Genomic DNA, 23,079 nt, shown 5'->3' with positions numbered 1-23,079 from the left:
GGGGCGCGGGCTAGGCGTGGAAGGGCAGACCCGCGTCGGCGGCCAGCTCCAGGTCGTCGCCCTCGGGCGGCGGCAGCAGGCTGGCGGAGCCGTCGCTGACGGGGACCACCCCCAGGTCGAGGAGCTCGGCCATGGCCGCGCTGCCCGCCATGTCGCGGACCTGGAGCTGGTAGCGGGGGGTGGTGCGGTACGTGCCTCCGGCCTCGTCCCCGGTGCGCTGGAGGAAGCCGGAGTCGGTGAGGAAGGCGGCGGCCTTGCCGACGATGCCGGTGGTGGAACCGGCCAGCCGTCGGGCGTCCTTGGTGGCGCCGGTCGCGCTGCGGCGGGCGTAGACCCGCCAGGCGGCCTCCAGGCCGGGGGCGTCGGAGGCCGGGTCGGTGTTCTCGCCGAGTTCCTCGGCGCGCTCCTCCAGGCGGCGGCAGGTCTGCCGGACGAAGGCGTCGACGCCGTTGACGGTGATCCGGCCGATGTAGCCGTCGTCGGCGAGGTCCTCGGGGCGGGGGAAGGCGAGGGCCGCCACGGCGAGGTGGGCGAGGCCGTGCAGGAAGCGGTCCGCGGAGTCGGCGGTGGTACGGCGGGCGTAGTCGCCCATGCGGACGGCGAAGACGGAGTCCTCGCCGGCGGCCACGGCCATGCCCGCGCGGGAGGACACCTCCAGGACGACGAGGCCGAGGCCGGTGGCGACGGCGTCGGCGAGCCGGGCGAAGGCGGGGTCCTCGCGGTAGCGGCGCAGCAGTTCGGCGTACTCGGCGTCGCGGGCGGGCAGCAGCTTGGGCTGGAGCCCGAACGCGACGAGCCGGGCCGCGTCCGCGGCGTCCGCCGGGGTGACGGGTCCCTGCGGGGCGGGGCCCTGCGGGGTCTGAGCCGGGACCGGGGCGTGTGCGTGCGCCTGTGCGTGCGCCTGTGCGTGCGCCTGTGCGTGCGCCTGAACCGGAGCCGAGGCCTCGTGCGCGTCGGGCTCGCTCCACGCGGGGTGCTGCTCGGCGTGGTGGTCGCTCACGGGTGGGTCTCCTCGGTGGTACGGGTACAGGTGCGGGTGTGCCGGGCACGGGCGGCGTGTGGGATGGCGGCTCGCGTCCGGGCGGGCGCGGGCGGCCGTGCTGCTGCGGCTCCGGCGGCGGTAGCGGTAGCGGCTCCGGCGGCCGCAACGGCGACAGTTGCGGGGCCGGCGGTGGCGGTTCCTCCCCCACCCCGCCCCTTCCCGAAAGCAGGGGCAAGCCCCCACACCCCCGAGTGGGACCGCACCACCAGGGTCTCCGCCCCGGCGACAGACCCCGCAGGCGCGGCCGCGGGGCCGCCGACACCGCCGGCCCGGCCGTGCCCGCCCGTGGGGCGGGCAGCGGCGACCCGGCCGCGCGCGAGCGCGGGGGTGGGCACGGGCGGCAGGGGGCTGCACGGTGACGGCGCAGGGGTGGGCCCAGGCCGGGCGGTGCGGCCCTGCGACGGCTCGGGGGTAGGCCCAGGCCGGGCGGTGCGGCCCTGCGACGGCTCGGGGGTAGGCCCAGGCCGGGCGGTGCGGCCCTGTGACGGCTCGGGGGTGGGCCGGGGGGCCGGCGGGGAAGTGGGCCGACGGCTCGGTGCGGACGAGGTCATGCCGCCTCCGTGCGGTCCGCCGTCATGGCTGCCGCGTCGAGCAGGGCGGTGCCGACGATCAGGTCCGCGCCGCCGAATTCCGGGTCGTCGAGCTCGGTGCCGTCGTCCACCGCGAAGAGGAGCCGCTCCTCGCCCTGGCGGTACGCCGTGCCCACCGCCGGGCTCGCCGCGTGGACGGCCAGCAGGGCGACCAGGTAGGGGAGGTCCGGGTCGGAGCGGCGGGCCTCCGCCAGGAGGCCGGACAGGCGGCGCGGGGCGTCGTGCGGGAGTTCCAGGAGCGCCATCGCCGCGGCGAGCTGCTCCTCGCTGAAGCGGCTGTCGTCGGGGGTGGCGATCAGGTCCGGCTCCGGCATCTCCGCGCCGAGGTGCTCCCGCTCCACGGGCGGGGTCAGCAGGATCTCGACCAGGTCCGCGACGCGGACGGAGACGGGGGTGCGCAGGCCGGCTCCCGCCGCGAAGAAGGCGTCCGTGACCCGGATGGCCTGCGCGACCGGGAGCGGCAGCGTCGGGGCCACGAGCTGCCCGTACAGGTCGATCCCGGAGCGCGGCGCGGGGGCCGCGAAGGCCTGGCGGTCCTGTTCGGCGCGGAAGAGCGGGCCGGCGTCCAGCAGCCGGGACTGGAGCTGGGTGTGGCGGCGGATGCAGTCCTTGACGATGTCGACGAGTTCGGCCGCGCGCCGCTTGTTGTCCGGCTCTTCGGCTTCGTCGCGGGCCTTGCGGATGTTGGTCAGGATCGCGTTCTCGTGGCGGTAGCGGTCGGCCACGTGGTCGAGGGCCTCCGCGATCATGTCGGGGACGGTCACCAGCCAGTCCACCGCCCGCACGTTGCGCCGGGTCGCGTCCAGCGTGCGGCGCAGGGTCTCGGCGTACTGGACCGTCCGGTAGCGGGCCTGCTCGGCGGCGAGCTGGGCGTCGGCCAGCCGGCCCCGGCTGATCAGGACCTCCAGCTTGACCTCGGCGGCGATCTGCGCGCTGGTGACGTCCGTGTCGAGGGCGCCGACCAGGACGTTGACGGCCTCGTCCGTCGTGCGCAGGTACACCGCGCCGCCATAGCCCGGGACTTCCTCGATCAGCTTGAAGTCGTAGTCGCGGCGGACGTACACCCCGTCCGGGCCGAACGTGCCGTAGATCGCGCGGAATCCGCGGTCGACGCTGCCGACGTTGATCAGGTTCTCCAGCACCCAGCGGGCCACCCGCTCGTGCTCGGCCGCGGGGCGCGTCGGTGCCTGGGCGGCGACGCGCGGCAGCAGGCGGGCCACTATCTGCTCGTGGTCGGCGCCGGTGTCGAAGTCCATGTTGAGCGTGACCAGGTCGATCGCGGCGAGCGCGACCTCCGCCATCGCGTAGACCCCGTACTCGCCGGCCAGATTGGCCTTGCGTACGTCGAGGTCGTGCAGCGGGGCGGTGCAGGCGAGCGCGCGCAGCCGCCGGGCCAGGCCCTCGTCGGCGGCCGGGCCCGACGCCGGAGAGGGAAGGGTCTTCGCCGGGGCAGGGAGAGTCACGGGCAAAGACTAGGCGCTGACCCTGACAACATCCCAAACGGGATGGTTCGCCCGATCCTCCCGGTCGACCGCCAACGGGGGTCCGCGCCCTGTTCTAGGCTCACCGCATGGCTTCCATGATCACGCCGGACACCCCGGCGGCCGCCCCCGTGATCGATCTCAACGCCGACCTCGGCGAGGGCTTCGGGCGGTGGACGCTGACCGACGACGAGGCCCTGCTGTCCGTCGTCACGAGCGCCAACGTCGCCTGCGGCTTCCACGCCGGCGACCCGTCCATCATGCGGCGCGTCTGCGAGCTGGCCGCCGCGCGCGGGGTGCGGATCGGGGCGCAGGTCTCGTACCGGGACCTGGCGGGGTTCGGCCGCCGCGCCATGGACGTGCCGGCCGGTGAGCTGGCCGACGAAGTGGCCTACCAGATCGGGGCGCTGGAGGTCTTCGCGCGGGCGGCCGGGTCCCGGGTGTCGTACGTGAAACCGCACGGCGCGCTCTACAACCGCACCGTGCACGACTCCGGCCAGGCCGCCGCCGTCGTGGCCGGTGTGCTCCTCGCGGCCGGTCCCGCCGGGCTCCCGGTGCTCGGGCTGCCCGGTTCCCTGCTGCTCGAGGCCGCCGGGCGGGCCGGGCTGGCCGCCGTACCGGAGGCCTTCGCCGACCGTGCCTACACCCCCGCGGGCACCCTCGTACCGCGCGGTGAACCGGGCGCCGTGGTCCACGATCCGGATGCGGTGGTGGCCCGCGCGGTGGACATGGCCGCCGGGCACGCGGTGACGGCCGCGGACGGCTCCCGGATCCCGGTGGCCGCCCGCTCCCTGTGCGTGCACGGGGACACCCCGGGGGCGGCGGGCCTGGCGCTGCGCGTCCGCGGGGCGCTCGGTGCGGCCGGGGTCCGGGTGGAGGCCTTCGCGTGAGGGCGCTGGAGGCCGGGGCCGAGGCGCTGCTGCTGGAGGTGGACTCCGCCGAGGAGGTGGCCGCCCTGCACGCGGAGCTGCTGCGCCGGAGGGACGCGGGCGAGCTGGGCGGCGTACGGGACATCGTGCCGGCGGCCCGGACCGTCCTGCTGGACGGGGTACGGGAGCCGCGCGCCCTCGCGGCCCGGATCGCCCGCTGGCGGGTCGCCCCGCTCGCGCAGGCCGACGGGCCGCCCCCGGTGACGGTCGCGGTGCGCTACGACGGCCCGGACCTCGCGGAGGTGGCCGCGCTGTGGGAGGTGTCCCCCGAAGAGGTGCCCGGCATCGTCGGCGCGATCACCTTCAGGGTGGCCTTCTGCGGGTTCGCCCCGGGCTTCGGCTACCTGACGGGCCTCCCCGCCCGCCTCCACCTGCCCCGGCGCGCGACGCCTCGTACGGCGGTACCGGCGGGCTCGCTGGCCCTCGCGGGCGAGTACGCCGGGGTCTACCCGCGCTCCTCCCCCGGCGGCTGGCAGCTGATCGGGACCACCGACGCGGTGCTGTGGGACCCGGCGCGCGAGCCCGCGGCGCTGTTCGCGCCGGGGGTACGGGTGCGGTTCACCGAGGCGGGGGCCGCGTCGTGAGGGGGCTGGAGGTCGTACGGGCGGGGGCGCTGACCACCGTCCAGGACCTGGGCCGGCCCGGGTACGCCCACCTCGGCGTCCCCCGCTCGGGGGCCCTCGACACGGGGGCGCACGCGCTGGCGAACCGGCTGGTGGGCAACCCGCCGCGGGCCGCCGCCCTGGAGACGACCGTGGACGGCGTGGGTCTGCGGGCGGTGGGCGGCCCGGTGACGGTGGCGGTGACCGGAGCGCCCTGTGCGGTACGGGCCTGCGGGCGCCCCGTGGCCTGGGGGGCCCCGGTCCTGCTGCGCGCCGGGGAGGAGCTGGAGGTGGGCCGGGCGGAGTCGGGGGTGCGCGGCTACGTGGCGGTGCGGGGAGGGTTCGCCGTCGAGCCGGTGCTGGGCAGTCGCTCGACCGATCTGCTGTCGGGCCTCGGGCCGCCGGTCCTGTCGGCGGGGGCGCTGCTGCCGGTGGGCGCGCCCGGTCCGGATCCGGTGGCCGGGGTGGACGCCCCGGCGGCACCGGGCCCGCCCTCGGAACTGGTGCTTCCGCTGCGGCTGGGGCCGCGGGCCGACTGGTTCGCGGCGGAGTCGGTGACGGGGCGGCTGCTGCGGGCGACGTACCGGGTGTCGGCCGCTTCGACCCGCATCGGGCTGCGTACGGAGGGGCCGCCGCTGGTCCGGGCGCGGGGTGGGGAGCTGCCGAGCGAGGGGATGGTGCTCGGTGCGGTCCAGGTTCCGCCGGACGGGCAGCCGGTGGTGTTCCTCGCCGATCATCCGGTGACCGGGGGGTATCCCGTGGTCGGGGTCGTGGCGGGGTCCGCGCTTGACGCGGTGGCGCAGGTGGGGCCGGGGGTGGCGGTGCGGTTCGTGCTGCGCTGACGGGGGGCTGGCCTCCCGGGGGCGCCCCGGATCCCGGCCGTGGCGGTCCGGGGCCGGCGGCCGTGCCCGGGGGTGCGGCTGCGGTTGGCACTGCCGCTGCGCGGAGTTCCCCTACCCGCCCTTCCACCGTTCCCCGGGCTCCGCCCGGACCCGCGCCTCAAACGCCGGCGGGGCTGGGATACCGGGCTGCGCCCGGACCCCTGGGGCTCCGCCCCAGACCCCGGTCCTCAAACGCCGGACGGCTGAAATGCCAGACCCGGCGGGCGGCTCTACACCGCCGACTCCGGGGTGATGCGGCTGCGGACCGCCGACTGGACGTCTTCTTCCTCCGCCGGGTCGGCCGCCAGGCGGCGCAGGCGCGGGGCCACTCGGGCGTCTGCCGTTTCCGCGTGGCGGGCGGCCACCTCGCGGGTGGTCTCCTCGCAGTCCCAGAGGCACTCGACGGCGAAGCCCGCCGCGAAGGAGGGGTCCGTCGCCGCCAGGGCCCGCGCGGCGCGGCCCCGCAGGTGGGAGGAGGACGTCTCGCGGTAGATGTGGCGCAGTACCGGCGCCGCGCAGGCGATGCGCAGCCGGCCGGCTCCGTCGACCAGGGTGAACAGCGGCGTCGAGTCCGGGCCGGCGCCGCGGACGGTGGAGCGCAGGGCTCCGAGGACCAGGGTGGCGTCCTCGGCTCCGCCCCGGGCGGCCAGGAGGGTCGCTGCGGCCGTTCCGAGGGCGTCGGGGCGCTGGACCCAGCGTCGGGCCCGCTCGATGGCGGCGGGGCCGCACATGCGCTCGTAGGCGGCCACGGCCGGCTCGTCGCCGGCGGCTTCGATGAGGTCCAGTACGGCCGGGTTCTCCGGCTCGGCGAGGACCAGGTGGTGCAGCGCGGTGGCGCGGGCGGCCTCTCCGGCGGCACCGGCGGCGGCCGCCAGGATCGAGGAGCGGTCCTCGGGGGTGGCCACGGCGGCGAGGCAGCGGGCGGCCGGGACGTGCAGGGGGGTGCCCCGGCGCAGTCCGTCGGCGGCCCAGTCGAAGACGGCTTGGACGCCCCAGCCGGGCTGGGGGCCGCGCGGGGTGAGCTGGCGCTGCCAGCGGTCGAAGGAGCCCTGCTGGCGGGCGGCGCGCAACCGCTCGGCGTACGCGTTGGGCTCCGCGGCCTCTTCCCACAGGCACCAGGGCCTGGGCTCGTAGGCGTCGCGGACGGCGGCGGCGAGCCGCGCCTCACCCTCGGCGGTGGCGGGGAAGCGGGCGAGGACGGGGGCGGCCAGGGAGCACAGCCCCTCGTCGTCGTCGCGCAGGGCGAGCTCGTCGAGGGCCCAGGCCCAGTTGGCACCCGTGGCGGCGTACCGGCGCAGCAGCATGAGCGCGTCGTCGCGGCCGTACGAGGCCAGGTGGCCCAGGACGGACAGGGCGAGGCCCGTGCGGTGGTCGTCCTCGTCGACGAGGTCGTCGACGCTGAAGAGGTGGGCCTCGATCTCGCCCAGGGGGCCGTCGAGGTCCAGGTACAGGCGTGCGTAGTACAGGGAGCGGTTCTCGACCTGCCAGTCCTGGCGCGGATCGCCGGCCACGCAGTGGTTGAGCGCCGCGAGGGCCTCGGCCCTGGGCGCCGCGAGTGCGTGCAGCGTGCCGTCGCCGCGGCCTCGCTGGAGGAGGCCGAGCAGGGTGCCGCTCGGCGCTATGACTGGTTCGAACATGGGAATGGCCTCAAATCAAGCTGGGGACGCAACCGGGAATCGGAATTCACAGGGCCGCGTAACAGCATGTGAGGACGTCCGCCGTCTGGTTCCGCTCGATGTAGACCATTGCCTTCTCACTCTCGTCGGTGTTCTCGGCCAGGGCGGCGGTCCCCCGGCAGGAGTGGGGGTCGGACACCCGTTGTGTCCTGCCCGCTCCTGCCCGTCCGTCCTGTCCGCGAATCGAATCCGACGCCATGATGACCCAGGCGGTTTGTGCGCCGCGACCACATTTAAGGCCGCCGTGACCAACCCGTGAGGTCTGGACCGGCCCGGGACCGGCCTGGGGACCGGCAAAAGCGGACTACTCGGCTCCGAAAAGTTCCAGCAGGTCGGCCTTGGCGAACATGCGGGCCGTGTCCACGGCGGAGGGCGTTCCGGCGTTCGGGTCGGCCCCGCCGGCGAGCAGCGCGCGGATGACGGCCTCCTCGCCCTTGAAGACCGCCCCGGCGAGCGGGGTCTGGCCGCGGTCGTTGGCGCGGTCGGCCTCGGCTCCGCGGGCCAGCAGGGCCGTGACGGCTCCGGCGTGGCCGTGGTACGCGGCGAGCATGACGAGGGTGTCGCCGCGGTCGTTGGTGAGGTTCGCCGGGACGCCCGCGTCCACGTACGCGGCGAGGGTCTCGGTCTCACCCCGACGGGCGAGGTCGAAGATCTTGGTGGCCAGCTCGACGACGTCCTCGTCGGGAACGTCCGGGGAGTCCGGAGAGTCCTGGGAGCCGTTCTCGACGTGCTCACTCATCGGTCGTACCGCCTTTCACGGGCAGGGCTGCGCACGGCACTGCGTCCGTACGGGTGAAGCGTCAGAGTAGCGCCCGGACCTGCACATGAGAGGCGCGGGCCGAGGCAATGATCACCTTGCGGCTCCCCTGCCCCCATCACGCCAGGCGCGCCAGCCGGGATGGGCCGGTCAAGTGAAAGATTGCCGGATTCACCCATATGCACCTTTTATCGCATTGATACTTCCTGTGAGCCTGGAAGAACTGATGGTGACTGTCCCCACCCACCAGGAGAACTGACTCATGGTCCTGTCCATCTCAGGTGTCGTCCTGCTCGGCATCATCTGCTTCCTGTTCTTCAAGAAGGACGGCATGAAGCTGACGCACGCGTTCGTGTGCGCGCTCTTCGGCTTCTTCCTCGCCGGCTCCGCCATCGCCCCCAGCATCACGGCGAGCACGGCGAGCCTCGCGAGCCTTCTCGGCGGGATCAAGCTCTAGCGCCCGGCACCGGCACCCACCCGAAGCATCCACAACTCCAGGAGACGCCCGTGGCCCGGCGCCCACTTCCCCGCATCCTCAGCAGCGGCACCGTGTCGCTGAACAGGGGCCGCGATTTCGCTCGCACGGCCGCCGACAGCGCCACGGACGTCCTCCATCCGCTCCTCACCATCGGACGGGGCTTGCGCGTCCTGGCCTCGGCCGGGCGGCGCAAATGGTGCGACACCCCCAAGGACAAGCGTGGTCCCGCGCTGTTCCTGGGGGCCGCCTGCGTCCTCGTGGTCGCGCTCGTCCCCTACGGCCCGCTCACCGCCCTGATCACCCTCATGGCGGCGGCGGCCTGGCAGGGACGCGACCGCACCCCGGCGAAGACCGGGCCCAGCGATGCCGAGACCGAGCGGCTCGGCTCCCTCTACGAAGCCCTCGTGCCGTACTTCTCCATCCCGGAGGACCCGAGCCCCCTCTTCGCCCACGGCGGGGAGTGGGACAAGGCCTTCAGCGGCTACGAGTTCGACGAGGCGGGCCGCGTCACCCGGCTCCACATCCGCTACCCGGCCTACTTCACCGATGGCGAGGCCGCGTCGCGGGCCCGGATCGAGGCACTGCTGCACGCCAAGTCCGGGCGCGGACGGGAGTATCTCTTCGACTGGGACGAGGAGGGCAACCAGCTCGACCTGCGTGTGCTGGCGGCGCTGCCGACAGGTATCGCCGCCCAGCCCTTCGTCACCTCACCCGGTGAGACCGTGCTCGGTTTCACCGACCCCGGCAGCGTGCAGCGCACCCTGCCCGTCCTGGACGGCGACGAGCCCAGGGACGTGCCGCCGGTCATCTGGCGCACCGGCTCCCGCTCCGCCGAACCCCATCTGCTGGCCGTGGGCCAGCCCGGCAGCGGCACCTCCACGCTGCTGCGCTCCGTCGCCCTGCAGGCCCTGCGGCACGGGGGCGACGTACTGATCGTGGAGGGCGGCGGCACCGGCGAGTACTCCTGTCTCTCCGGCCGCGCCGGCGTCCTCGCCGTGGAGTGCGGGCCGACCGGGGCGCTGGCCACCCTGGAGTGGGCCGCCCGCGAGACCGAACGGCGCCTGATCGCCACCCACCGGGCCCGCGAAGCCGGCCGGCCCGCGCCCGAGGACACCCGGCGCCCGCTGTGGATCCTGCTCGACCGGCCCAGCGCGCTGGCCCACCTGGCCACCGCCGAGGGCGCCCCCGACCCGATCGCTCAGCTCCAGGTGCCGCTGCGGCACGGGCGCGCCGCGCACGTCACCGTGGTGGTGGCCGAGCAGTTCGACCACCTGGAGCTGCTCAACGACTCCATCTGGCAGCACACGAGGGCCCGCGTGGTGCTCGGAGCCGCCACGATCCAGCAGATCGCCGACGTGCTGGGGCTGCCCCCGCACACCACGCCGACGGCCGTACTGCCCCCGGGGCGCGGGTACGCCCGGCTCGGCGCCGGTCCCGTGCACCGGCTCCAGGTGCCGGCCACGCCGGACCCGTACGACGACGCCACCCACCCGGGACACCGGCAGGCGGTACTGGACCTGCTGCCCGAGCGTCAGGCGCCGCCCAAGCCCGTCCCGGACCACGTCACGCTGGGCAAGCCGCTGCACATCGTCCAGCCGCCCGCCCAGGCGCAGGGCCCGGCGATCGACGCCTCGGAGATCCCCGAGGTCCCGGCGGACGCCCCGTAGGGCGTCCCTTCCGGATCTTGCCCGCTCCTACGCGACGAAGGTGCGCGGCGGCTCCGCCCCGCCGCCGCCCGCCCCGGTGGCGACCAGCCGGGCCGCGGCGGCGAGCCGGACCGCCGCTTCCTCGGCCACCGCTCCGCCGACGGTGAAGGGGAGCCGGACGTATCCCTCGAAGGCGCCGTCCACCCCGAACCGGGGCCCCGAGGGGACCCGTACGCCCACCCGCTCCCCCACCTCGGCCAGCCGGGAGCCGGAGAGCCCGCCCGCGCGGGCCCACAGGGTCAGACCGCCCAGCGGGACCCGGAACTCCCACTCGGGCAGCTCCCGGCGGACCGCCGCCACCAGCGCGTCCCGGTTCTCGCGGGCCTGGTCGCGGCGGATCTCCACGGCCTGCGCCCAGCCTCCGGTGCGCATCAGCCAGTCCACCGCGAGCTGTTCCAGCACGGGAGTGCCCAGGTCGGCGTAGGCGCGGGCGGCCACCAGGCTGCGGATGACGTCGGGGGCCGCGCGGACCCAGCCGATGCGCATGCCGGCCCAGAAGGCCTTGCTGGCGGAGCCGACGGTGATGACGGTGGAGCCGGCCGGGTCGAAGGAGCAGACGGGGCGGGGCATCTCCATCGCCGGGTCGAGCTGGAGCTCGACCATGGTCTCGTCGGCGACGAGGACGGTGCCGGCCGAGCGGGCCGCCTCGACCATGGCGCGGCGCTGGTCGTCCGAGGCCAGGGCGCCGGTCGGGTTGTGGAAGTCGGCGACCACGTAGGCCAGGCGGGGGGCGGAGTCGCGCAGCACCTGGCGCCAGACGTCCATGTCCCAGCCGGTCAGCCCCTCCCCCATGGCCACGGGCACGAGGCGGACCCCGGCGGCGCGCATGAGCTGGAGGATGTTGGCGTAGGACGGGGATTCGACGGCGATCCGCTCGCCGCGCCCCGCGAAGAGGCTGCAGATGGCGTCGATGGCGCCCATCGCGCCCGTGGTGACCATGATCTGCTCGGGCATGGTCGGGATGCCGCGCTCGGTGTAGCGGTCGGCGAGCATGCGGCGCAGCGCGGGCAGGCCGGCCGGGTAGTCCCCGTGGGTGTGGGCGTACGGCGGGAGTTCCTCCAGGGCGCCCTGGACGGCCTTGGTGAGCCAGGGTTCGGGGGCGGGGAGGGCGGCGCAGCCGAGGTCGATCATCGAGCCGAGGGACTCGGGGGGCAGTGGCTCCAGACCGCGGGCCGGCATGGGGTTGCCGGCGGGCACCGAGGTCCAGCTGCCCGCTCCCCGGCGGGACTCCAGGAACCCCTCGCCGCGCAGGGCCTCGTAGGCGGCGGCGACGGTGGTGCGGCTGACGGAGAGCACGACGGCCAGCTCCCGTTCGGCGGGGAGCCGGGCGGCCACGGGGATGCGGCCTTCGAGGACGAGCAGGCGGATGCCGTCGGCGAGCGTGCGGTACGCGGGCAGCTTGCGCCCGCCGGACACGGCGGTCCGGCCCTGCTGGGAGGTGATGAGCCGGCCGAGCTGTGCGGCACCGACGGCCGAGGTCCACTGCGCCATGTCGTCCGGTCCACCTTCGTCGAATTGGCCTCTGCCGGCCCGCGGGGGCCGGCATTGGATTGGTCCTGCCGGGTCCAGGGTGCCACGGAGTGCTCCGCGCGAAATGGGGGCCCCGGGCCGGGGCCCGCCTGTAGCGTCCGCAGGGTGGCCCTCGACCTCTTCCCCCGCGGCATCCCGGACCTGACCCGGCGCGCCCGCTACTTCCTGGCGGTCCACTGCGTCCGGATGGACGCGGTGGACATCGGCGCCTACCGGGAGCGCTGGCTCGCCGGGGGCATTCCCGCGCGCGAGATCGACCGGGCGGAGGTCTACGCGGCGCGCTGGGGCGGCCTGGTGATGCCGCCCTCGCCCCTGTTCGAGGGCGGCCCCAAGGTCTTGGACACGGACGTTCCCGAGGGCTCGTCGGAGGAGGGGTGGTGGATCCCCGCGGGAATCTCGCGGTGCTCGGTCAATTTCGGGTTCGTGATCGGACCGGACGGCGAATTCGGCGTCCACGGCGAACGCTGGACCCCGCTGCACGCCACGGTGGAGGGATGGATCGAGGCACAGGCGCTGACCCATGCCGCCTCCGGTGGGGCGGAGCGGGTCACCAGGCTCACCGGCGACGCGGTGGAGGGCCTCGACCTGACCGGTTTCGAGCGGGTTCCCGAGGTCGCGGGGCTGGCGGACGACTGGTGGCGGGGGCCGGACTCGCTCGTGGCGGTCCACCGGGGCGAGGCGCAGTACTACGACGCCCCGCGGTACCGGGTCGCGTACGTGTACTCCGGCCTCGATCCATGGACGCTGCGGAACTGACCCGGCGGGCCGTTCACCCACCGGCCACCGGGGGCCGCTCCCGCGCCGGCGGGAGCACGGGGCATACTGCCGCGGTGACGCACGTACGCCTACCGCACCCCTATCTTGACCACCCGGGTCCCATCCCCTTCGCCCACCGCGGCGGGGCCGCGGACGGGCTGGAGAACACCGCCGCCGCCTTCCGGCGGGCCGCCGCCGCGGGCTACCGGTACTTCGAGACCGATGTGCACGCCAGCTCCGACGGGAAACTGGTCGCCTTCCACGACGCCACCCTGGACCGGGTCACCGACGGACGGGGGCGCATCCGGGAAGTGCCCTGGAGCCGGATCCGCGAGGTCCGGGCCGGCGGGACCGAGCCCCTGGCGCTCTTCGAGGACCTGCTGGAGGAGTTCCCGGACGCCCGGTGGAACGTGGACATCAAGGACGAGTCCGCCGTGCACCCGCTGGTCGGCCTGATCGCGCGGACCGGGGTCTGGGACCGGGTGTGCGTGGGCTCCTTCTCCGAGCGCCGGGTCGCCCGGGCCCAGAAGATCGCCGGCCCCCGGCTGGCGACCTCGTACGGGGTGGCGGGGGTGCTCGGGCTGCGGCTGCGGTCGCTCGCGATCCCGGCCGCGCTGCGCGCGGGGGCGGTGGCGGCGCAGGTGCCGGAGACCCAGGCGGGCATCCGCGTGGTGGACCGGAGGTTCGTGCGGACGGCCCATGAGCGGGGGCTCCAGGTGCACGTGTGGACCGTGAACGAACCGGAACGCATGGAGGCTCTCCTCGACCTGGGAGTCGATGGCATCATGACCGACCGGATCGACATCTTGCGCACGGTGCTGGACCGGCGCGGAGCCTGGGCCTGACCGGCCCGTTCGGCTGCGCGCCAGGTGGCGGCGGCCGCAGCGGTACGGGGACCAGCGAGGGGGCACCAATGAGTGCGCAGACGACGGACGACGCGGAACCGGGGGCCGAGGACGGCAGAGCCGCCGCCGCGGCGACGGCCGCGCGCAAGCGCGAGCAGCACGGCTGGTACTTCTACGACTTCGCGGTGTCCGTGTACTCGGCGAGCGTGGTCACCGTGTTCCTCGGGCCGTACCTCACCTCGATCGCCAAGGCCGCGGCGGACGCCGAGGGCTTCGTGCATCCGCTGGGCATCCCGGTGCGGGCCGGTTCGTTCTTCGCCTACACGGTGTCCGCCTCGGTGATCCTGGCCGTGCTGCTCATGCCGCTGGCGGGGGCGGTCGCCGACCGGACCGGCCGCAAGAAGCCGCTGCTGGCCGTGGCCGCGTACACGGGGGCCGCGGCGACGGCCGGCATGTTCTTCCTGGCCGGCGAGCGCTACCTGCTGGGCGGACTGCTCCTGATCATCGCGAACGCCTCGCTGTCGGTGTCGATGGTGCTGTACAACGCCTATCTGCCGCAGATCTCCACGCCTGACGAGCGGGACACGGTCTCCTCGCGCGGCTGGGCCTTCGGATACACCTCGGGCTCGCTGATGCTCGTGATGAACCTGGTGCTCTACATGGGCCACGATTCCTTCGGCCTCACCGAGGGCATGGCGATCCGCATCTGCCTGGCCTCCGCCGGCCTGTGGTGGGGGGCCTTCGCGCTGATCCCGCTGCGCCGGCTGCGGGACCGCGCCGTGGTCCGCGAGCCGGGCGCGGCTCCGGCCGTCAGCGGCTGGAAGCAGCTCATCGCCACCCTGAAGGACATGCGGCGCTACCCGCTGACCCTGTCGTTCCTGCTGGCCTACCTGATCTACAACGACGGCGTGCAGACGGTGATCTCCCAGGCCTCGATCTACGGGTCGGAGGAACTGAAGCTGGAGCAGTCCACCCTCATCGGGGCGATCCTGCTCGTCCAGGTCCTCGCGGTGGCGGGTGCGCTGGGGATGGGCCGGCTGGCCGTCCGGTACGGCGCCAAGCGGACGATTCTCGGATCGCTGGCGGCCTGGGGGGTGACGCTGGGCATCGGCTACTTCCTGCCGGCCCGGACCCCGGTGTGGTTCTTCGCACTCGCCGCGATGATCGGGCTGGTGCTGGGCGGCAGCCAGGCGCTGTCGCGCTCGCTGTTCTCGCACCTGGTTCCGGCGGGCAAGGAGGCCGAGTACTTCTCGGCGTACGAGATGAGCGACCGGGGGCTGAGCTGGGTGGGGCCGCTGGTTTTCGGGCTCACGTACCAGGTCACGGGCAGCTACCGGGACGCGATCATCTCGTTGGTGGTCTTCTTCGCACTGGGTTTCGTGCTGCTCGCCCGAGTGCCGGTGCGGCGCGCGGTGGAGGCGGCGGGGAATCCTGTACCCGAGCGGATCTGACCGGGGATCCGACCGGGGATCCGGCGAAACCGACGGATCCGACGGACCGTGGGCGCGCGAATTCGGAACGAATTTCGACGTTCAAGCTAAGGGCCGGTAGTGTACGCCTTTGGCCTGCCAGGCGGACCGTTACTGCGTGCTTATGAAGTGAAGACGTTGGGTGACATCTGCTGCCAGATGTGACAAAACGGGCACTGGTGGGTACAACAAGGGGCGGTACGACGGGCGACGCATGACCCGGAGCGGGAATCTATACCGCCGACCGGACGTTGACCGGATGACGACGACAGCGACACCTGTCCTGTGGGCGACAAGCCCGGGAGGCACGATTCATGAGTGAGCGAGCTCTCCGCGGTACGCGGCTCGTGGTTACCAGCTACGAGACGGACCGCGGCATCGATCTGGCCCCGCGCCAGGCGGTGGAGTACGCATGCCAGAACGGACATCGATTTGAGATGCCGTTCTCGGTTGAGGCAGAAATTCCGCCGGAGTGGGAGTGCAAGGCGTGTGGCGCCATGGCACTCCTGGTTGACGGGGATGGGCCCGAAGAAAAGAAGGGCAAGCCTGCGCGAACGCACTGGGACATGCTCATGGAGCGGCGCACCCGCGAGGAGCTGGAGGAAGTGCTTGCCGAGAGGCTCGCGGTCCTTCGTTCCGGCGCCATGAACATTGCCGTGCATCCGCGGGACAGCCGCAAGTCCGCCTGACAGCCGGACGCCACACAGCGGCGAGCAGCACCCGCAGCACCGTAAGACAGTACGAAGCCGAGGGGCCCCACCACACAGTGTGTGGTGGGGCCCCTCGGCTTTCTGCTGTGCGGGGTTCGGACCTCAGGGGGTCAGCGGCGGCCGGTAGCCGTTGTCGGGCCGCTGGGGCCCGTCCTCGCGGACGACCTCGCCGTGGATGACCTCACCCGGGACGACCTTGCCGTCCGGGTAGCGGATGCGGGCCTGCTGGAAGGCGTCACCGAAGGAGCCGGCCGGCGCGGAGGCCATCTTCCGCTCCAGGGAGCGGGCGGCCCGGCGGCCGATCCAGGCGCGGACGGGCGGGAGCATGAGCAGCAGACCGGCCGCGTCGGAGAGCAGGCCGGGCATCATCAGGAGCAGGCCGGCCAGCATGGTCAGTCCGTTGCCCGTGCCGGGCTTGCCGGGCTGCGGCGGAGTCGGCTGACGGCCCTCCTGGGCCTGCTGGAAGGTGTCCGTCAGGTTCTTGAAGGCACGTCGCCCGGCCCGCTTGATGACCACCGCACCGAGCACCAGGCCGCCCGCGAGCAGCAGGGCGACGCCGCCGCCGCCGATCGCCGTGGCGACCTGGCCGAGCAGCCAGATCTCCAGGATCAGCCAGGCGGCGATGGCCAGGGGAAGGTACGTACGGGCGGACGAACGCCGCCGGGTGGCCGTAGAGGTCGGAACTCCGGTCGTCATACCCCCAGTGTGCCTGGGCCGGAGTAAAGACGTCCTCAGCCGGAGGTACCGGACATCCCCTAGGGGTGGCGGACCGCCCGGCGCGGGCTACTTGTCCCGGCCCTTGCGCGGGCTACTTGTCCCGGCCCTTGCCCGTCAGCTTGTCCGACACCTTGTCCGAAAGCTTGCCGGCGTGCTCCTTGAGACCCCACTGGGTGACCCGCCAGAGGGCCTCCACCACGATGTCCTTGCTCATCTTGCTGTCGCCGAACTCGCGCTCGACGAAGGTGATGGGCACCTCGACCACGCGGAAGCCCTTCTGCACGGCCCGGCGGGCCAGGTCGACCTGGAAGCAGTAGCCGGCGGAGGCCACGTCGGCCAGGCCCAGCCCTTCGAGGGTCTCGCGGCGGAAGGCGCGGTAGCCGCCGGTCACGTCGCGGATCGGGACGCCCAGCATCAGCCGGGAGTACGTGGACCCGCCCCGGGAGAGGAACTCGCGGCTCTTGGGCCAGTTGACGACCCGCCCGCCCGGCACCCAGCGCGACCCCAGCACCAGGTCGGCGCCCGCCAGGGCGGTGAGCAGCCTGGGCAGCTCCTCGGGCTGGTGCGAGCCGTCGGCGTCCATCTCGATGATGACGCCGTATCCGTTCTCCAGGCCCCATCCGAAGCCGGCCAGGTAGGCGGCGCCGAGCCCTTCCTTGCCCTTGCGGTGCAGGACGTGGACCTGGTCGTCCTCGGCCGCCAGCTCGTCGGCGAGTTTTCCGGTGCCGTCCGGGCTGTTGTCGTCGGCGACCAGGACGTGGGCCCCGGGTACAGCCGCGCGGACGCGGCCGACGATCAGCCCGATGTTCTCCGCCTCGTTGTAGGTCGGAATGATCACCAAGGCCGTGCCGAGCGGTCCGTAGCTTCGCTGTCCGCCGTCGCTCACTGATTCCCCTTTTGCGTTCTCGTACATCCTGTACGTCGTGTCGCAGAGGATGATTTTAGAACAGCGATCGGGGCCCGCGGTCCTTCGGGCCGGACCGGCTCCCGCTGGCTGCGGGCCGCCTGACCGTTGTCTACTGGACCGCAGGGCCCCGATCTGAGGCCACCCGCCCCCAACCTCCTGCGAAGCAGGGGGGACACCCTTCCGGCGAAACCTTCCCTCGCCCCCGAGGCGCGGGCGCGGCTGAGCGATCGGCTCCGTCCGGTTCGGACGTCCGGTGGTGGACCCGGCCGAACCTATCCGGGTCCGGCCGCCCTCACCGAACCACGGCCACCCGGATCACCCCTGTGGGCGTACGAATACCTCCCGGCCGCCGACCACGGTTGACAGGCAGACCGGAAGCTCGCCGCCGGGGGTCAGGTCCGGCAGTCCGGGGGTGCCGGAGCGGGGGTCCGTGGACCAGCGGGCGACCCGGTCGTCGGGGGCCTGGACCACCAGTTCGGCCGTGTCCCACACCGCGTAGTCGGCCGGGGCGCCGGGTACGAGGATGCCCGCGTCGTCGCGGCCCAGGGCCCGCCAGCCGCCGCGGGTGTGGGCCGCGAAGGCGGCCCGTGCGGAGATGCGGTGGGCGGGCGTGTGGTGGAAGGCCGCCGCCCGGACGGTGCCCCAGGGGTCGAGCGGGGTCACCGGGGCGTCGGAGCCGAAGGCGAGCGGTACTCCGGCCTTCAGCATGGCCGCGTACGGGTTGAGGGTACGGGCGCGCTCGGCGCCCAGCCGGTCGGCGTACATGCCCTCCTCGCCGCCCCACAGCGCGTCGAAGGCGGGCTGCACGGAGGCCGTGAGGCCGAGCTCCGCGAAGGCGGCGATGGTGGCCGGGGTCATCATCTCGGCGTGCTCGACGCGGTGCCGGGCGGCGCGCACCCGGTCCAGGCCGACCTTGTCGGCGGCGGCCCGGACCCCCGCGACGACGGCGGTGATCGCGGCGTCGCCGATGGCGTGGAAGCCCGCCTGGAGGCCCGCTTCGGTGCAGGCGGCCACGTGTTCGGCGACGGCCCGCGCGTCGAGGTAGTCGGTGCCGGTGTGCTCCGCGTCGGCGTACGGGGCGTGCAGGCAGGCGGTGTGCGAGCCGAGGGCTCCGTCGACGAACAGGTCGCCTGCGGCCCCTACGGCGCCGAGTTCCTTGACGCGGGCGAGGTCCCGGTCGGCCCAGTAGCCGAAGACCCGGGGGCCGGGGTGGGTCCGCGCCAGCTCCAGGAGGGCCGTGAAGTCCTCCGGGGAGGAGATCTCCGGGCCGCCGCACTCGTGCACGGAGCCGATGCCGAGGGAGGCGGCCCGGTCGAGGGCGGCCCGCTGGGCCTCGGCGCGCTGGGCCGGGGTGAGGGCGCCGAGCGCGGCGCGGCGTACGGCGTGGTGGGCGTCGCGGGTCAGCGGCTCGTCGGCCGCTCCACGCGCCTCGGGCACCAGCCGGAGCAGGGCCGTGGTCACCACGGCGGAGTGCGCGTCGATGCGGCTGAGGTAGAGCGGGCGGCCGCCGGTGGCCTCGTCGAGCTCCTGCCTGCGGGGCGCGCGGCGTTCGGGCCAGCGGGCGGCGTCCCAGCCGTGGCCGAGGAGCACCCGGTCGGCGGGGCGGCCGTCCGCGTACGCACGCACGCGCTGGAGGGCTTCGGCGAGGGAGGCGGCCGTGGAGAGGTCCAGGCCGGTCAGGGCGAGGCCGGCGGAGGTGGTGTGCACGTGGGCGTCGGTGAAGGCGGGGGTGACGAGGGCCCCGCCCAGGTCGACGACCTCGTCCACGCCCTTCGCGAAGGCGTCGGCCGCGCCCTCGGAGCCGACCCAGGCGATGTGGCCGCGCTCGACGACCATCGCGGTGGCGAAGGGGTCGGCGGGGCTGTGGACCTCGCCGCCGCGCAGGAGGACTGTACGGGGGCGGGGGCCTCCGGCGGCGTTGGCGGGGGCGGCGGTGCGGTCTGTCATGCCGACAGTCTGGCGGGTGCTGCCCGCCTCCCGGACCACGGCCCCTCTGTGGGGGCTGGGGCATTTCCCCTACCCGCCCCTCCCCGCTCCCCGGGGCTGCGCCCCACCCCGTTGCCACGTGCGGCGCCGTTGCCGGGGCTCCGCCCCCGGCCCCGCGCCTCAAACGCCGGCGGGGCTGGATCTGGACCTACACGCGGGGCGGGCGGGCCTCGTACGGGGTGGAGAGGACCACCGTGGTGCGGGTGGAGACGTGGGCCAGGGCGCGCAGGCGGCCCAGGAGGTCTTCCAGTTCCAGCGGGGTGGCCACGCGGACCTTGAGGATGTAGTTCTCGTCGCCCGCGACGCTGTGGCAGGCCTCGATCTCGGGAACCCCGGCCAGCCGCTCCGCGATGTCGTCCGGCGCGCTCGGATCGAAGGGCTTGACCGAGATGAAGGCCGTGAGCGGCAGGCCGACGGCCTCGGGGTCGACGACGGCCGCGTAACCGCGGATGACTCCGCGCTGCTCAAGGCGGCGTACTCGTTGATGGACCGCCGACGTGGACAGTCCGGTGGCCTTGCCCAGGTCCGTGTAGCTCATCCGCCCGTCCCGCACGAGCAGATCCACGATCTGGCGGTCCAGCTCCTCCATTGCGCTCATAGCCGCACAACTTACGGCCCCGAACCGTTCAGGCCCAGCCGTGTCCACGGATTGAGGTGGCACCTGCGCCAGGCATGTGACGAAGGCCACAGGGGTATGCGGGCGTACGACGCCCGGATGTGGTTACTCGTGCCGCGTGACGGGAAGTGCTTGGGGTGGCCGTGGCCGAAGAACCTGCCCGCCCCGCCCACCCAAGGGGGAGTACATCCATGCTGAACACCAAGCGCGCCGGTCGCATCGAACCGGAGCCCCTGGAAATCGTCGAGAGCGGTTACGCCGACGACGACTACCTCGAATACGCCGAAGGCTTCGAGATCCACCACGCGACCTGCCCCGATTGCGGCCAGTCGATCGCCCTCGTCGCGGACGAGGAGTTCCTGCCGGAGCACGCCCTCTGCCTGACCCCGTGGAACCCCTTCGGGCTCACGGTGTGCGCGGGCACGGGGCGGCCCGCTTCCGACGCGCTGCCCACCCTCGGCTTCGGCGTCGACGAGGCCCCGGAGCTGGAGCCCGTCGTGCACCTGGCGCTGCCGCAGGGGCTGGACTGGCGGACGCAGCCGTTCTCGCACGTCGGCGGCCCCGGCTCGCGTCCCGTGCGGATGCCGGCGCCCGCGGCGATGCCGCAGATGCGCCAGCACGCGCAGGCCGCCTGAGCCCGGGCCGAGCGGCTGCCAGGACGTCTACCAGTAGGTTCCCTGCACCATGGCGGTGAGGCTGGCATGGTGCAGGATCAGGCTGTCGGGATCCACCGGGATCTCCACCTCGCCGAAGTGCGCCTGCCGGTAGGCGATGCGCAGCATCACGATCCCGTGCCGCAGGGCGGCGTAGAGCGTGTGGAACTCCATGTCCCGCGGTGTGTGCCCGGTGAGTTCGGCGTACCGGCGTTCGATGTCCTCGCGGCGCAGGAACCCCGGCAGGCCCGGCTGGCCGAAACTGACGGTCAGGTCCTGGAAGAAGCAGTGCAGGTAGACGGTCCAGCCGAGGTCGACCTCGCGCGGGGCGCAGGCCGCCATCTCCCAGTCGAGGACGGCCACGGGTTCGAAGCCGTCGGCCTCGTAGATGACGTTGCCGATGCGCGCGTCGCCCCAGTTGAGCACGGCCGGGCCGCCTTCGCCGGCGGGCCAGAGCTCTTCGAGGCGGGCGAACGCCCTCTCCAGCAGCGGTGATCGGGACTTCCCCGCCACCACCCAGTCGTAGTACGCGCGTTGGGACTCGACGTGGCGGCGCAGCGGACTGCCCTCGCCCTCGGGGAGGAGGAACCGCGCCTCCTCGGGCGGGAACTGGTCGTGCAGCCGGGCGAGCAGCGCGATGCTCGACTCCTGCAGAACGGCGCGTTCCGCGTCGGTCGCGGCGTGCAGCCAGTTGCCCTCGTAGGTGTAGGGCATCACGTCGGGCGGTACGCGCCCTTCGGCGCGGGCCATCACGAAGAACGGGGCCCCGAGCGGGCCGGGGTCCTCTTCCAGCCACTGCACGCGCGGGACCGGCAGGTCGGTGTGGGCGGCGACCAGGCTCATGACCCGGTGCTGGCGGGGCATGTCGTAGGTGGGGAACACGGTGTAGGCGGCCGGGTCGGCGGCGAGGCGCAGGGCGCAGGTTCGGATCGGGGCATCGGGGTGCTCTATGTCGAAGAGCAGGGTCTCGCTGGACATGCCGTTGGAACCGGGGACGGAGATGTTGGTGACCTTCGCGCCGGGAAGCTCGGTGTCGAGCCAGGCGGCGAGGCGCCGGCCCAGCTCCTCGGGTTCGCGGGTGGAGGTGCGGGGGCGCGGTGCCGGTCCTGCCATGGGAGACCCCTTCTCTGGCTTGACTGTTGAGTTGGGTTGCGGTTGATGTTGCGGCTGCGGTTGCGGTTGCGGCGGCCCGGGGGGCTACGGGGCAACCGAGCTGTAGTCGGCGAAGCCGCTGGGGTCGTGGCGGCCGAAGCTGCCGTGTTCGAAGATTCCGTAACCGGTGCGGCCTTCGAGGGTGAAGCGGGCCGAGTGGTCGGTGACTCCGAAGGCGGCCATGGGGTGGGCCGCGGGGTCGGAGAGGTCGTAGGTGCGGCGGTCGGTCCAGCCGCGGCCCTGCCAGGTGCCGTGCTGCCAGTCGGAGGCGGGCGGGTAGCCGGCCCCGACGGCGAGCGGGGAGGAGCCCAGGATCTCCACTCCGAGTTCGAGGGGTTTGCGGTCGGCCGGATCGGTGAGGTGGACGACGGCGCTCTCGGGGTGGCGGCTGCCCGGTCGGTAGCGGATGTCGGTGTGCGGCCAGCCGAGCTGTACGTCGTGGCGGCCGCTGCCCTCGGGGAAGACCTGGACGGCCTCGCTGAGGGCCCGGTGGCCGTCGGCGTCCTCCTGGGTGATGACCATCAGGAAGCGGTCCTCGAACCGGACGGGTATCCAGAGCCAGTGGAAGCCCTCGGGCCGGTGCTCCTCGGCGGCGCGGCCGCCCTCCTCACCGGGGATGGGGCGCACGCCCCAGCTCCGGTCGCGGGTACCGGTCCAGTCGGCGTCGAGGGTGAACACCTCCCCCTTGGCGCGGATGGTCCCGGTGACGCTGCCCGCCTGGACGAAGCGGCGGCCTTCGAGGATGAGGCGGTCGCCGCGGCGCTGGGTGTGGTGCGGCTCCCACACGGCGGGGAACTCCGCGGTCCAGGTGATGTCGTACGAGAGCCCGTCGGGGTCCTCGGGGTCGGCGTCGCAGGAGAGGGTGAGCCGACGGAGGGGTTCGTCGACGGTGATGCGGAGCGGGCCGACGGAGAGGTTCATGCGGTCGTCGGTGAGGGCGTCGGAGGCTCTGACCGCGAGGAGTTCGTCACCGACGCGGAGGGTGGCGTAGGCGTCGATGACTCCGGCGTTGGGGTAGACCCCGAGGCCGAGGATCAGGACGGCGCGGCCCGCGTGGTCGAAGACGTGGAAGATGCAGCGGTCGTAGGCGTTGCGGTCACCGGTGACGAGGTGCTTCATCGACAACGGGGCCTGGTGGATGGGGTATTCGTCGAGCGGTACGGGCCGGTCGGCGGGCATGGCGAACCTCCGGATACGAGTGCGGGGGATGACACCTGGGCGGAAATGACGGTACGTCAGATTGCGGGGCGGGGGCCAGGGTTGTGGCATGAACTGTCAGGGAGACACGTCGTGCGGGGGCCCGGTTGGGGCGGGCCGGGGGCGGGGGGGCGGTTCGGGGTGCCGGGTCCCCGGGGGGCTGTGGTGCCCGGTGGAGGCCGTGGGCGGCCCGGGGGCCGTGGGCGGCCCGGGGGCCGTGGGCGGCCGGGGGCCGTGGGCGGCCCGGGGGCCGTGGGCGGCCCGGGGGCCGTGGGCGGCCGGGGGCCGTGGGCGGCCGGGGGCCGTGGGCGGCCGGAGGCCGTGGGCGGCCGGAGGCCGTGGGCGGCCGGAGGCCGTGGGCGGCCGGAGGCCGTGGGCGGCCGGAGGCCGTGGGCGGCC

At 74.0% G+C, this 23,079-nt stretch carries 22 protein-coding genes; 10 read left to right on the top strand and 12 right to left on the bottom strand.

From position 1 onward, the window contains the following. Positions 1–10: 10 nt before the first annotated feature. Both AC061S_RS37480 and AC061S_RS37475 read right to left on the bottom strand, forming a co-directional pair. Positions 11–1,000, bottom strand: a complete 990-nt coding sequence (locus AC061S_RS37480) for a hypothetical protein (protein WP_478690344.1) — start codon at positions 998–1,000, stop codon at positions 11–13. A 589-nt stretch (positions 1,001–1,589) separates the two neighbouring features. Beyond that, positions 1,590–3,095, bottom strand: a complete 1,506-nt coding sequence (locus AC061S_RS37475; protein ID WP_478690343.1) for a hypothetical protein — start codon at positions 3,093–3,095, stop codon at positions 1,590–1,592. Between the two features lie 107 nt (positions 3,096–3,202). Here AC061S_RS37475 and AC061S_RS37470 point away from each other — a divergent pair, with 107 nt between their 5' ends. From AC061S_RS37470 to AC061S_RS37460, 3 genes are read left to right on the top strand one after another with little or no spacing between them, the layout of a single operon-like run. Then, positions 3,203–4,003: a LamB/YcsF family protein gene (locus tag AC061S_RS37470; RefSeq protein WP_478690342.1), complete on the top strand. Its 801-nt coding sequence runs from the start codon at positions 3,203–3,205 to the stop codon at positions 4,001–4,003. Then, positions 4,000–4,626, top strand: a complete 627-nt coding sequence (locus AC061S_RS37465; RefSeq protein ID WP_478690341.1) for a 5-oxoprolinase subunit B family protein — start codon at positions 4,000–4,002, stop codon at positions 4,624–4,626. The genes AC061S_RS37470 and AC061S_RS37465 overlap by 4 nt, the downstream gene beginning before the upstream one ends. Next, positions 4,623–5,486 carry a 5-oxoprolinase subunit C family protein gene (locus AC061S_RS37460; protein WP_478690340.1) on the top strand — a complete coding sequence of 288 codons (864 nt, stop codon included), beginning with the start codon at positions 4,623–4,625 and terminating at the stop codon, positions 5,484–5,486. The genes AC061S_RS37465 and AC061S_RS37460 overlap by 4 nt, the downstream gene beginning before the upstream one ends. Before the next feature lie 269 nt (positions 5,487–5,755). Here the strand turns inward: AC061S_RS37460 and AC061S_RS37455 are convergent, their stop codons facing one another. The 3 genes from AC061S_RS37455 to AC061S_RS37445 all read right to left on the bottom strand — a co-directional run bounded on the left by AC061S_RS37455 (position 5,756) and on the right by AC061S_RS37445 (position 7,940). Continuing rightward, on the bottom strand, positions 5,756–7,162 hold the full coding sequence (locus AC061S_RS37455; RefSeq protein ID WP_478690339.1) for a HEAT repeat domain-containing protein: 1,407 nt from the start codon (positions 7,160–7,162) through the stop codon (positions 5,756–5,758). A gap of 46 nt (positions 7,163–7,208) precedes the next feature. Continuing rightward, positions 7,209–7,340 carry a hypothetical protein gene (locus AC061S_RS37450; protein WP_385379524.1) on the bottom strand — a complete coding sequence of 44 codons (132 nt, stop codon included), beginning with the start codon at positions 7,338–7,340 and terminating at the stop codon, positions 7,209–7,211. A 165-nt stretch (positions 7,341–7,505) separates the two neighbouring features. Continuing rightward, positions 7,506–7,940 carry an ankyrin repeat domain-containing protein gene (locus AC061S_RS37445; protein WP_478690338.1) on the bottom strand — a complete coding sequence of 145 codons (435 nt, stop codon included), beginning with the start codon at positions 7,938–7,940 and terminating at the stop codon, positions 7,506–7,508. 280 nt (positions 7,941–8,220) lie between these two features. Here AC061S_RS37445 and AC061S_RS37440 point away from each other — a divergent pair, with 280 nt between their 5' ends. Next, complete coding sequence (locus AC061S_RS37440; RefSeq protein WP_007262923.1) at positions 8,221–8,415, top strand: hypothetical protein; 195 nt, start codon at positions 8,221–8,223, stop codon at positions 8,413–8,415. Positions 8,416–8,465: 50 nt separating this feature from the next. Then, positions 8,466–10,103, top strand: a complete 1,638-nt coding sequence (locus AC061S_RS37435) for a P-loop NTPase family protein (RefSeq protein ID WP_478690337.1) — start codon at positions 8,466–8,468, stop codon at positions 10,101–10,103. 27 nt (positions 10,104–10,130) lie between these two features. Here AC061S_RS37435 and AC061S_RS37430 read toward each other — a convergent pair whose 3' ends face one another. Continuing rightward, positions 10,131–11,633: an SCO1417 family PLP biosynthesis transcription factor gene (locus AC061S_RS37430; RefSeq protein ID WP_478690336.1), complete on the bottom strand. Its 1,503-nt coding sequence runs from the start codon at positions 11,631–11,633 to the stop codon at positions 10,131–10,133. Positions 11,634–11,777: 144 nt separating this feature from the next. Between AC061S_RS37430 and AC061S_RS37425 the strand changes: the two genes are divergently transcribed. The 4 genes from AC061S_RS37425 to AC061S_RS37410 all read left to right on the top strand — a co-directional run bounded on the left by AC061S_RS37425 (position 11,778) and on the right by AC061S_RS37410 (position 15,431). Next, positions 11,778–12,428, top strand: a complete 651-nt coding sequence (locus AC061S_RS37425; RefSeq protein WP_478690335.1) for a hypothetical protein — start codon at positions 11,778–11,780, stop codon at positions 12,426–12,428. Between the two features lie 74 nt (positions 12,429–12,502). Next, positions 12,503–13,273, top strand: a complete 771-nt coding sequence (locus tag AC061S_RS37420; RefSeq protein WP_478690334.1) for a glycerophosphodiester phosphodiesterase family protein — start codon at positions 12,503–12,505, stop codon at positions 13,271–13,273. Positions 13,274–13,341: 68 nt separating this feature from the next. Continuing rightward, entirely contained in the window at positions 13,342–14,724 is a 1,383-nt protein-coding gene (locus AC061S_RS37415) for an MFS transporter (RefSeq protein WP_478690333.1), read from the top strand. Positions 14,725–15,056: 332 nt separating this feature from the next. Further along, on the top strand, positions 15,057–15,431 hold the full coding sequence (locus AC061S_RS37410) for an RNA polymerase-binding protein RbpA (RefSeq protein ID WP_007262928.1): 375 nt from the start codon (positions 15,057–15,059) through the stop codon (positions 15,429–15,431). 123 nt (positions 15,432–15,554) lie between these two features. On the opposite strand, the gene fxsA is transcribed toward AC061S_RS37410, so the two are convergent. The 4 genes from fxsA to AC061S_RS37390 form a co-directional block, all read right to left on the bottom strand. After that, positions 15,555–16,148 (bottom strand): FxsA family membrane protein, encoded by a 594-nt coding sequence (fxsA, locus tag AC061S_RS37405; protein WP_478690332.1) that lies wholly within the window; start codon positions 16,146–16,148, stop codon positions 15,555–15,557. Between the two features lie 112 nt (positions 16,149–16,260). After that, positions 16,261–17,055 carry a polyprenol monophosphomannose synthase gene (locus AC061S_RS37400; RefSeq protein ID WP_478690331.1) on the bottom strand — a complete coding sequence of 265 codons (795 nt, stop codon included), beginning with the start codon at positions 17,053–17,055 and terminating at the stop codon, positions 16,261–16,263. Between the two features lie 336 nt (positions 17,056–17,391). After that, positions 17,392–19,023 carry an amidohydrolase gene (locus tag AC061S_RS37395; protein ID WP_478690330.1) on the bottom strand — a complete coding sequence of 544 codons (1,632 nt, stop codon included), beginning with the start codon at positions 19,021–19,023 and terminating at the stop codon, positions 17,392–17,394. A gap of 187 nt (positions 19,024–19,210) precedes the next feature. Next, entirely contained in the window at positions 19,211–19,651 is a 441-nt protein-coding gene (locus AC061S_RS37390; protein WP_030240692.1) for an Lrp/AsnC family transcriptional regulator, read from the bottom strand. 218 nt (positions 19,652–19,869) lie between these two features. Between AC061S_RS37390 and AC061S_RS37385 the strand changes: the two genes are divergently transcribed. Beyond that, positions 19,870–20,313, top strand: a complete 444-nt coding sequence (locus AC061S_RS37385) for a hypothetical protein (protein WP_478690329.1) — start codon at positions 19,870–19,872, stop codon at positions 20,311–20,313. Positions 20,314–20,340: 27 nt separating this feature from the next. Here the strand turns inward: AC061S_RS37385 and AC061S_RS37380 are convergent, their stop codons facing one another. Both AC061S_RS37380 and AC061S_RS37375 read right to left on the bottom strand, forming a co-directional pair. Further along, positions 20,341–21,444 carry a phosphotransferase family protein gene (locus AC061S_RS37380; RefSeq protein WP_478690328.1) on the bottom strand — a complete coding sequence of 368 codons (1,104 nt, stop codon included), beginning with the start codon at positions 21,442–21,444 and terminating at the stop codon, positions 20,341–20,343. Positions 21,445–21,528: 84 nt separating this feature from the next. After that, a complete protein-coding gene (locus tag AC061S_RS37375) occupies positions 21,529–22,662 on the bottom strand; it encodes an Rv3169 family protein (protein WP_478690327.1) in 1,134 nt (377 codons plus the stop codon). Positions 22,663–23,079: the final 417 nt, after the last annotated feature.

It is taken from the genome of Streptomyces sp. CA189, assembly GCF_056428985.1.
Note: the sequence above shows the minus strand (reverse complement) of the source record. Positions and strands in the feature narration are given on the sequence as shown.

What these genes read in the sequence shown, in the direction of transcription:
- fxsA (WP_478690332.1), bottom strand. Translation starts at nt 16,148, where the DNA reads ATGACGACCGGAGTTCCGACCTCTACGGCCACCCGGCGGCGTTCGTCC.
- AC061S_RS37375 (WP_478690327.1), bottom strand. Translation starts at nt 22,662, where the DNA reads ATGCCCGCCGACCGGCCCGTACCGCTCGACGAATACCCCATCCACCAG.
- AC061S_RS37380 (WP_478690328.1), bottom strand. Translation starts at nt 21,444, where the DNA reads ATGGCAGGACCGGCACCGCGCCCCCGCACCTCCACCCGCGAACCCGAG.
- AC061S_RS37390 (WP_030240692.1), bottom strand. Translation starts at nt 19,651, where the DNA reads ATGGAGGAGCTGGACCGCCAGATCGTGGATCTGCTCGTGCGGGACGGG.
- AC061S_RS37415 (WP_478690333.1), top strand. Translation starts at nt 13,342, where the DNA reads ATGAGTGCGCAGACGACGGACGACGCGGAACCGGGGGCCGAGGACGGC.
- AC061S_RS37430 (WP_478690336.1), bottom strand. Translation starts at nt 11,633, where the DNA reads ATGGCGCAGTGGACCTCGGCCGTCGGTGCCGCACAGCTCGGCCGGCTC.
- AC061S_RS37440 (WP_007262923.1), top strand. Translation starts at nt 8,221, where the DNA reads ATGGTCCTGTCCATCTCAGGTGTCGTCCTGCTCGGCATCATCTGCTTC.
- AC061S_RS37410 (WP_007262928.1), top strand. Translation starts at nt 15,057, where the DNA reads ATGAGTGAGCGAGCTCTCCGCGGTACGCGGCTCGTGGTTACCAGCTAC.
- AC061S_RS37455 (WP_478690339.1), bottom strand. Translation starts at nt 7,162, where the DNA reads ATGTTCGAACCAGTCATAGCGCCGAGCGGCACCCTGCTCGGCCTCCTC.
- AC061S_RS37470 (WP_478690342.1), top strand. Translation starts at nt 3,203, where the DNA reads ATGGCTTCCATGATCACGCCGGACACCCCGGCGGCCGCCCCCGTGATC.
- AC061S_RS37385 (WP_478690329.1), top strand. Translation starts at nt 19,870, where the DNA reads ATGCTGAACACCAAGCGCGCCGGTCGCATCGAACCGGAGCCCCTGGAA.
- AC061S_RS37445 (WP_478690338.1), bottom strand. Translation starts at nt 7,940, where the DNA reads ATGAGTGAGCACGTCGAGAACGGCTCCCAGGACTCTCCGGACTCCCCG.
- AC061S_RS37395 (WP_478690330.1), bottom strand. Translation starts at nt 19,023, where the DNA reads ATGACAGACCGCACCGCCGCCCCCGCCAACGCCGCCGGAGGCCCCCGC.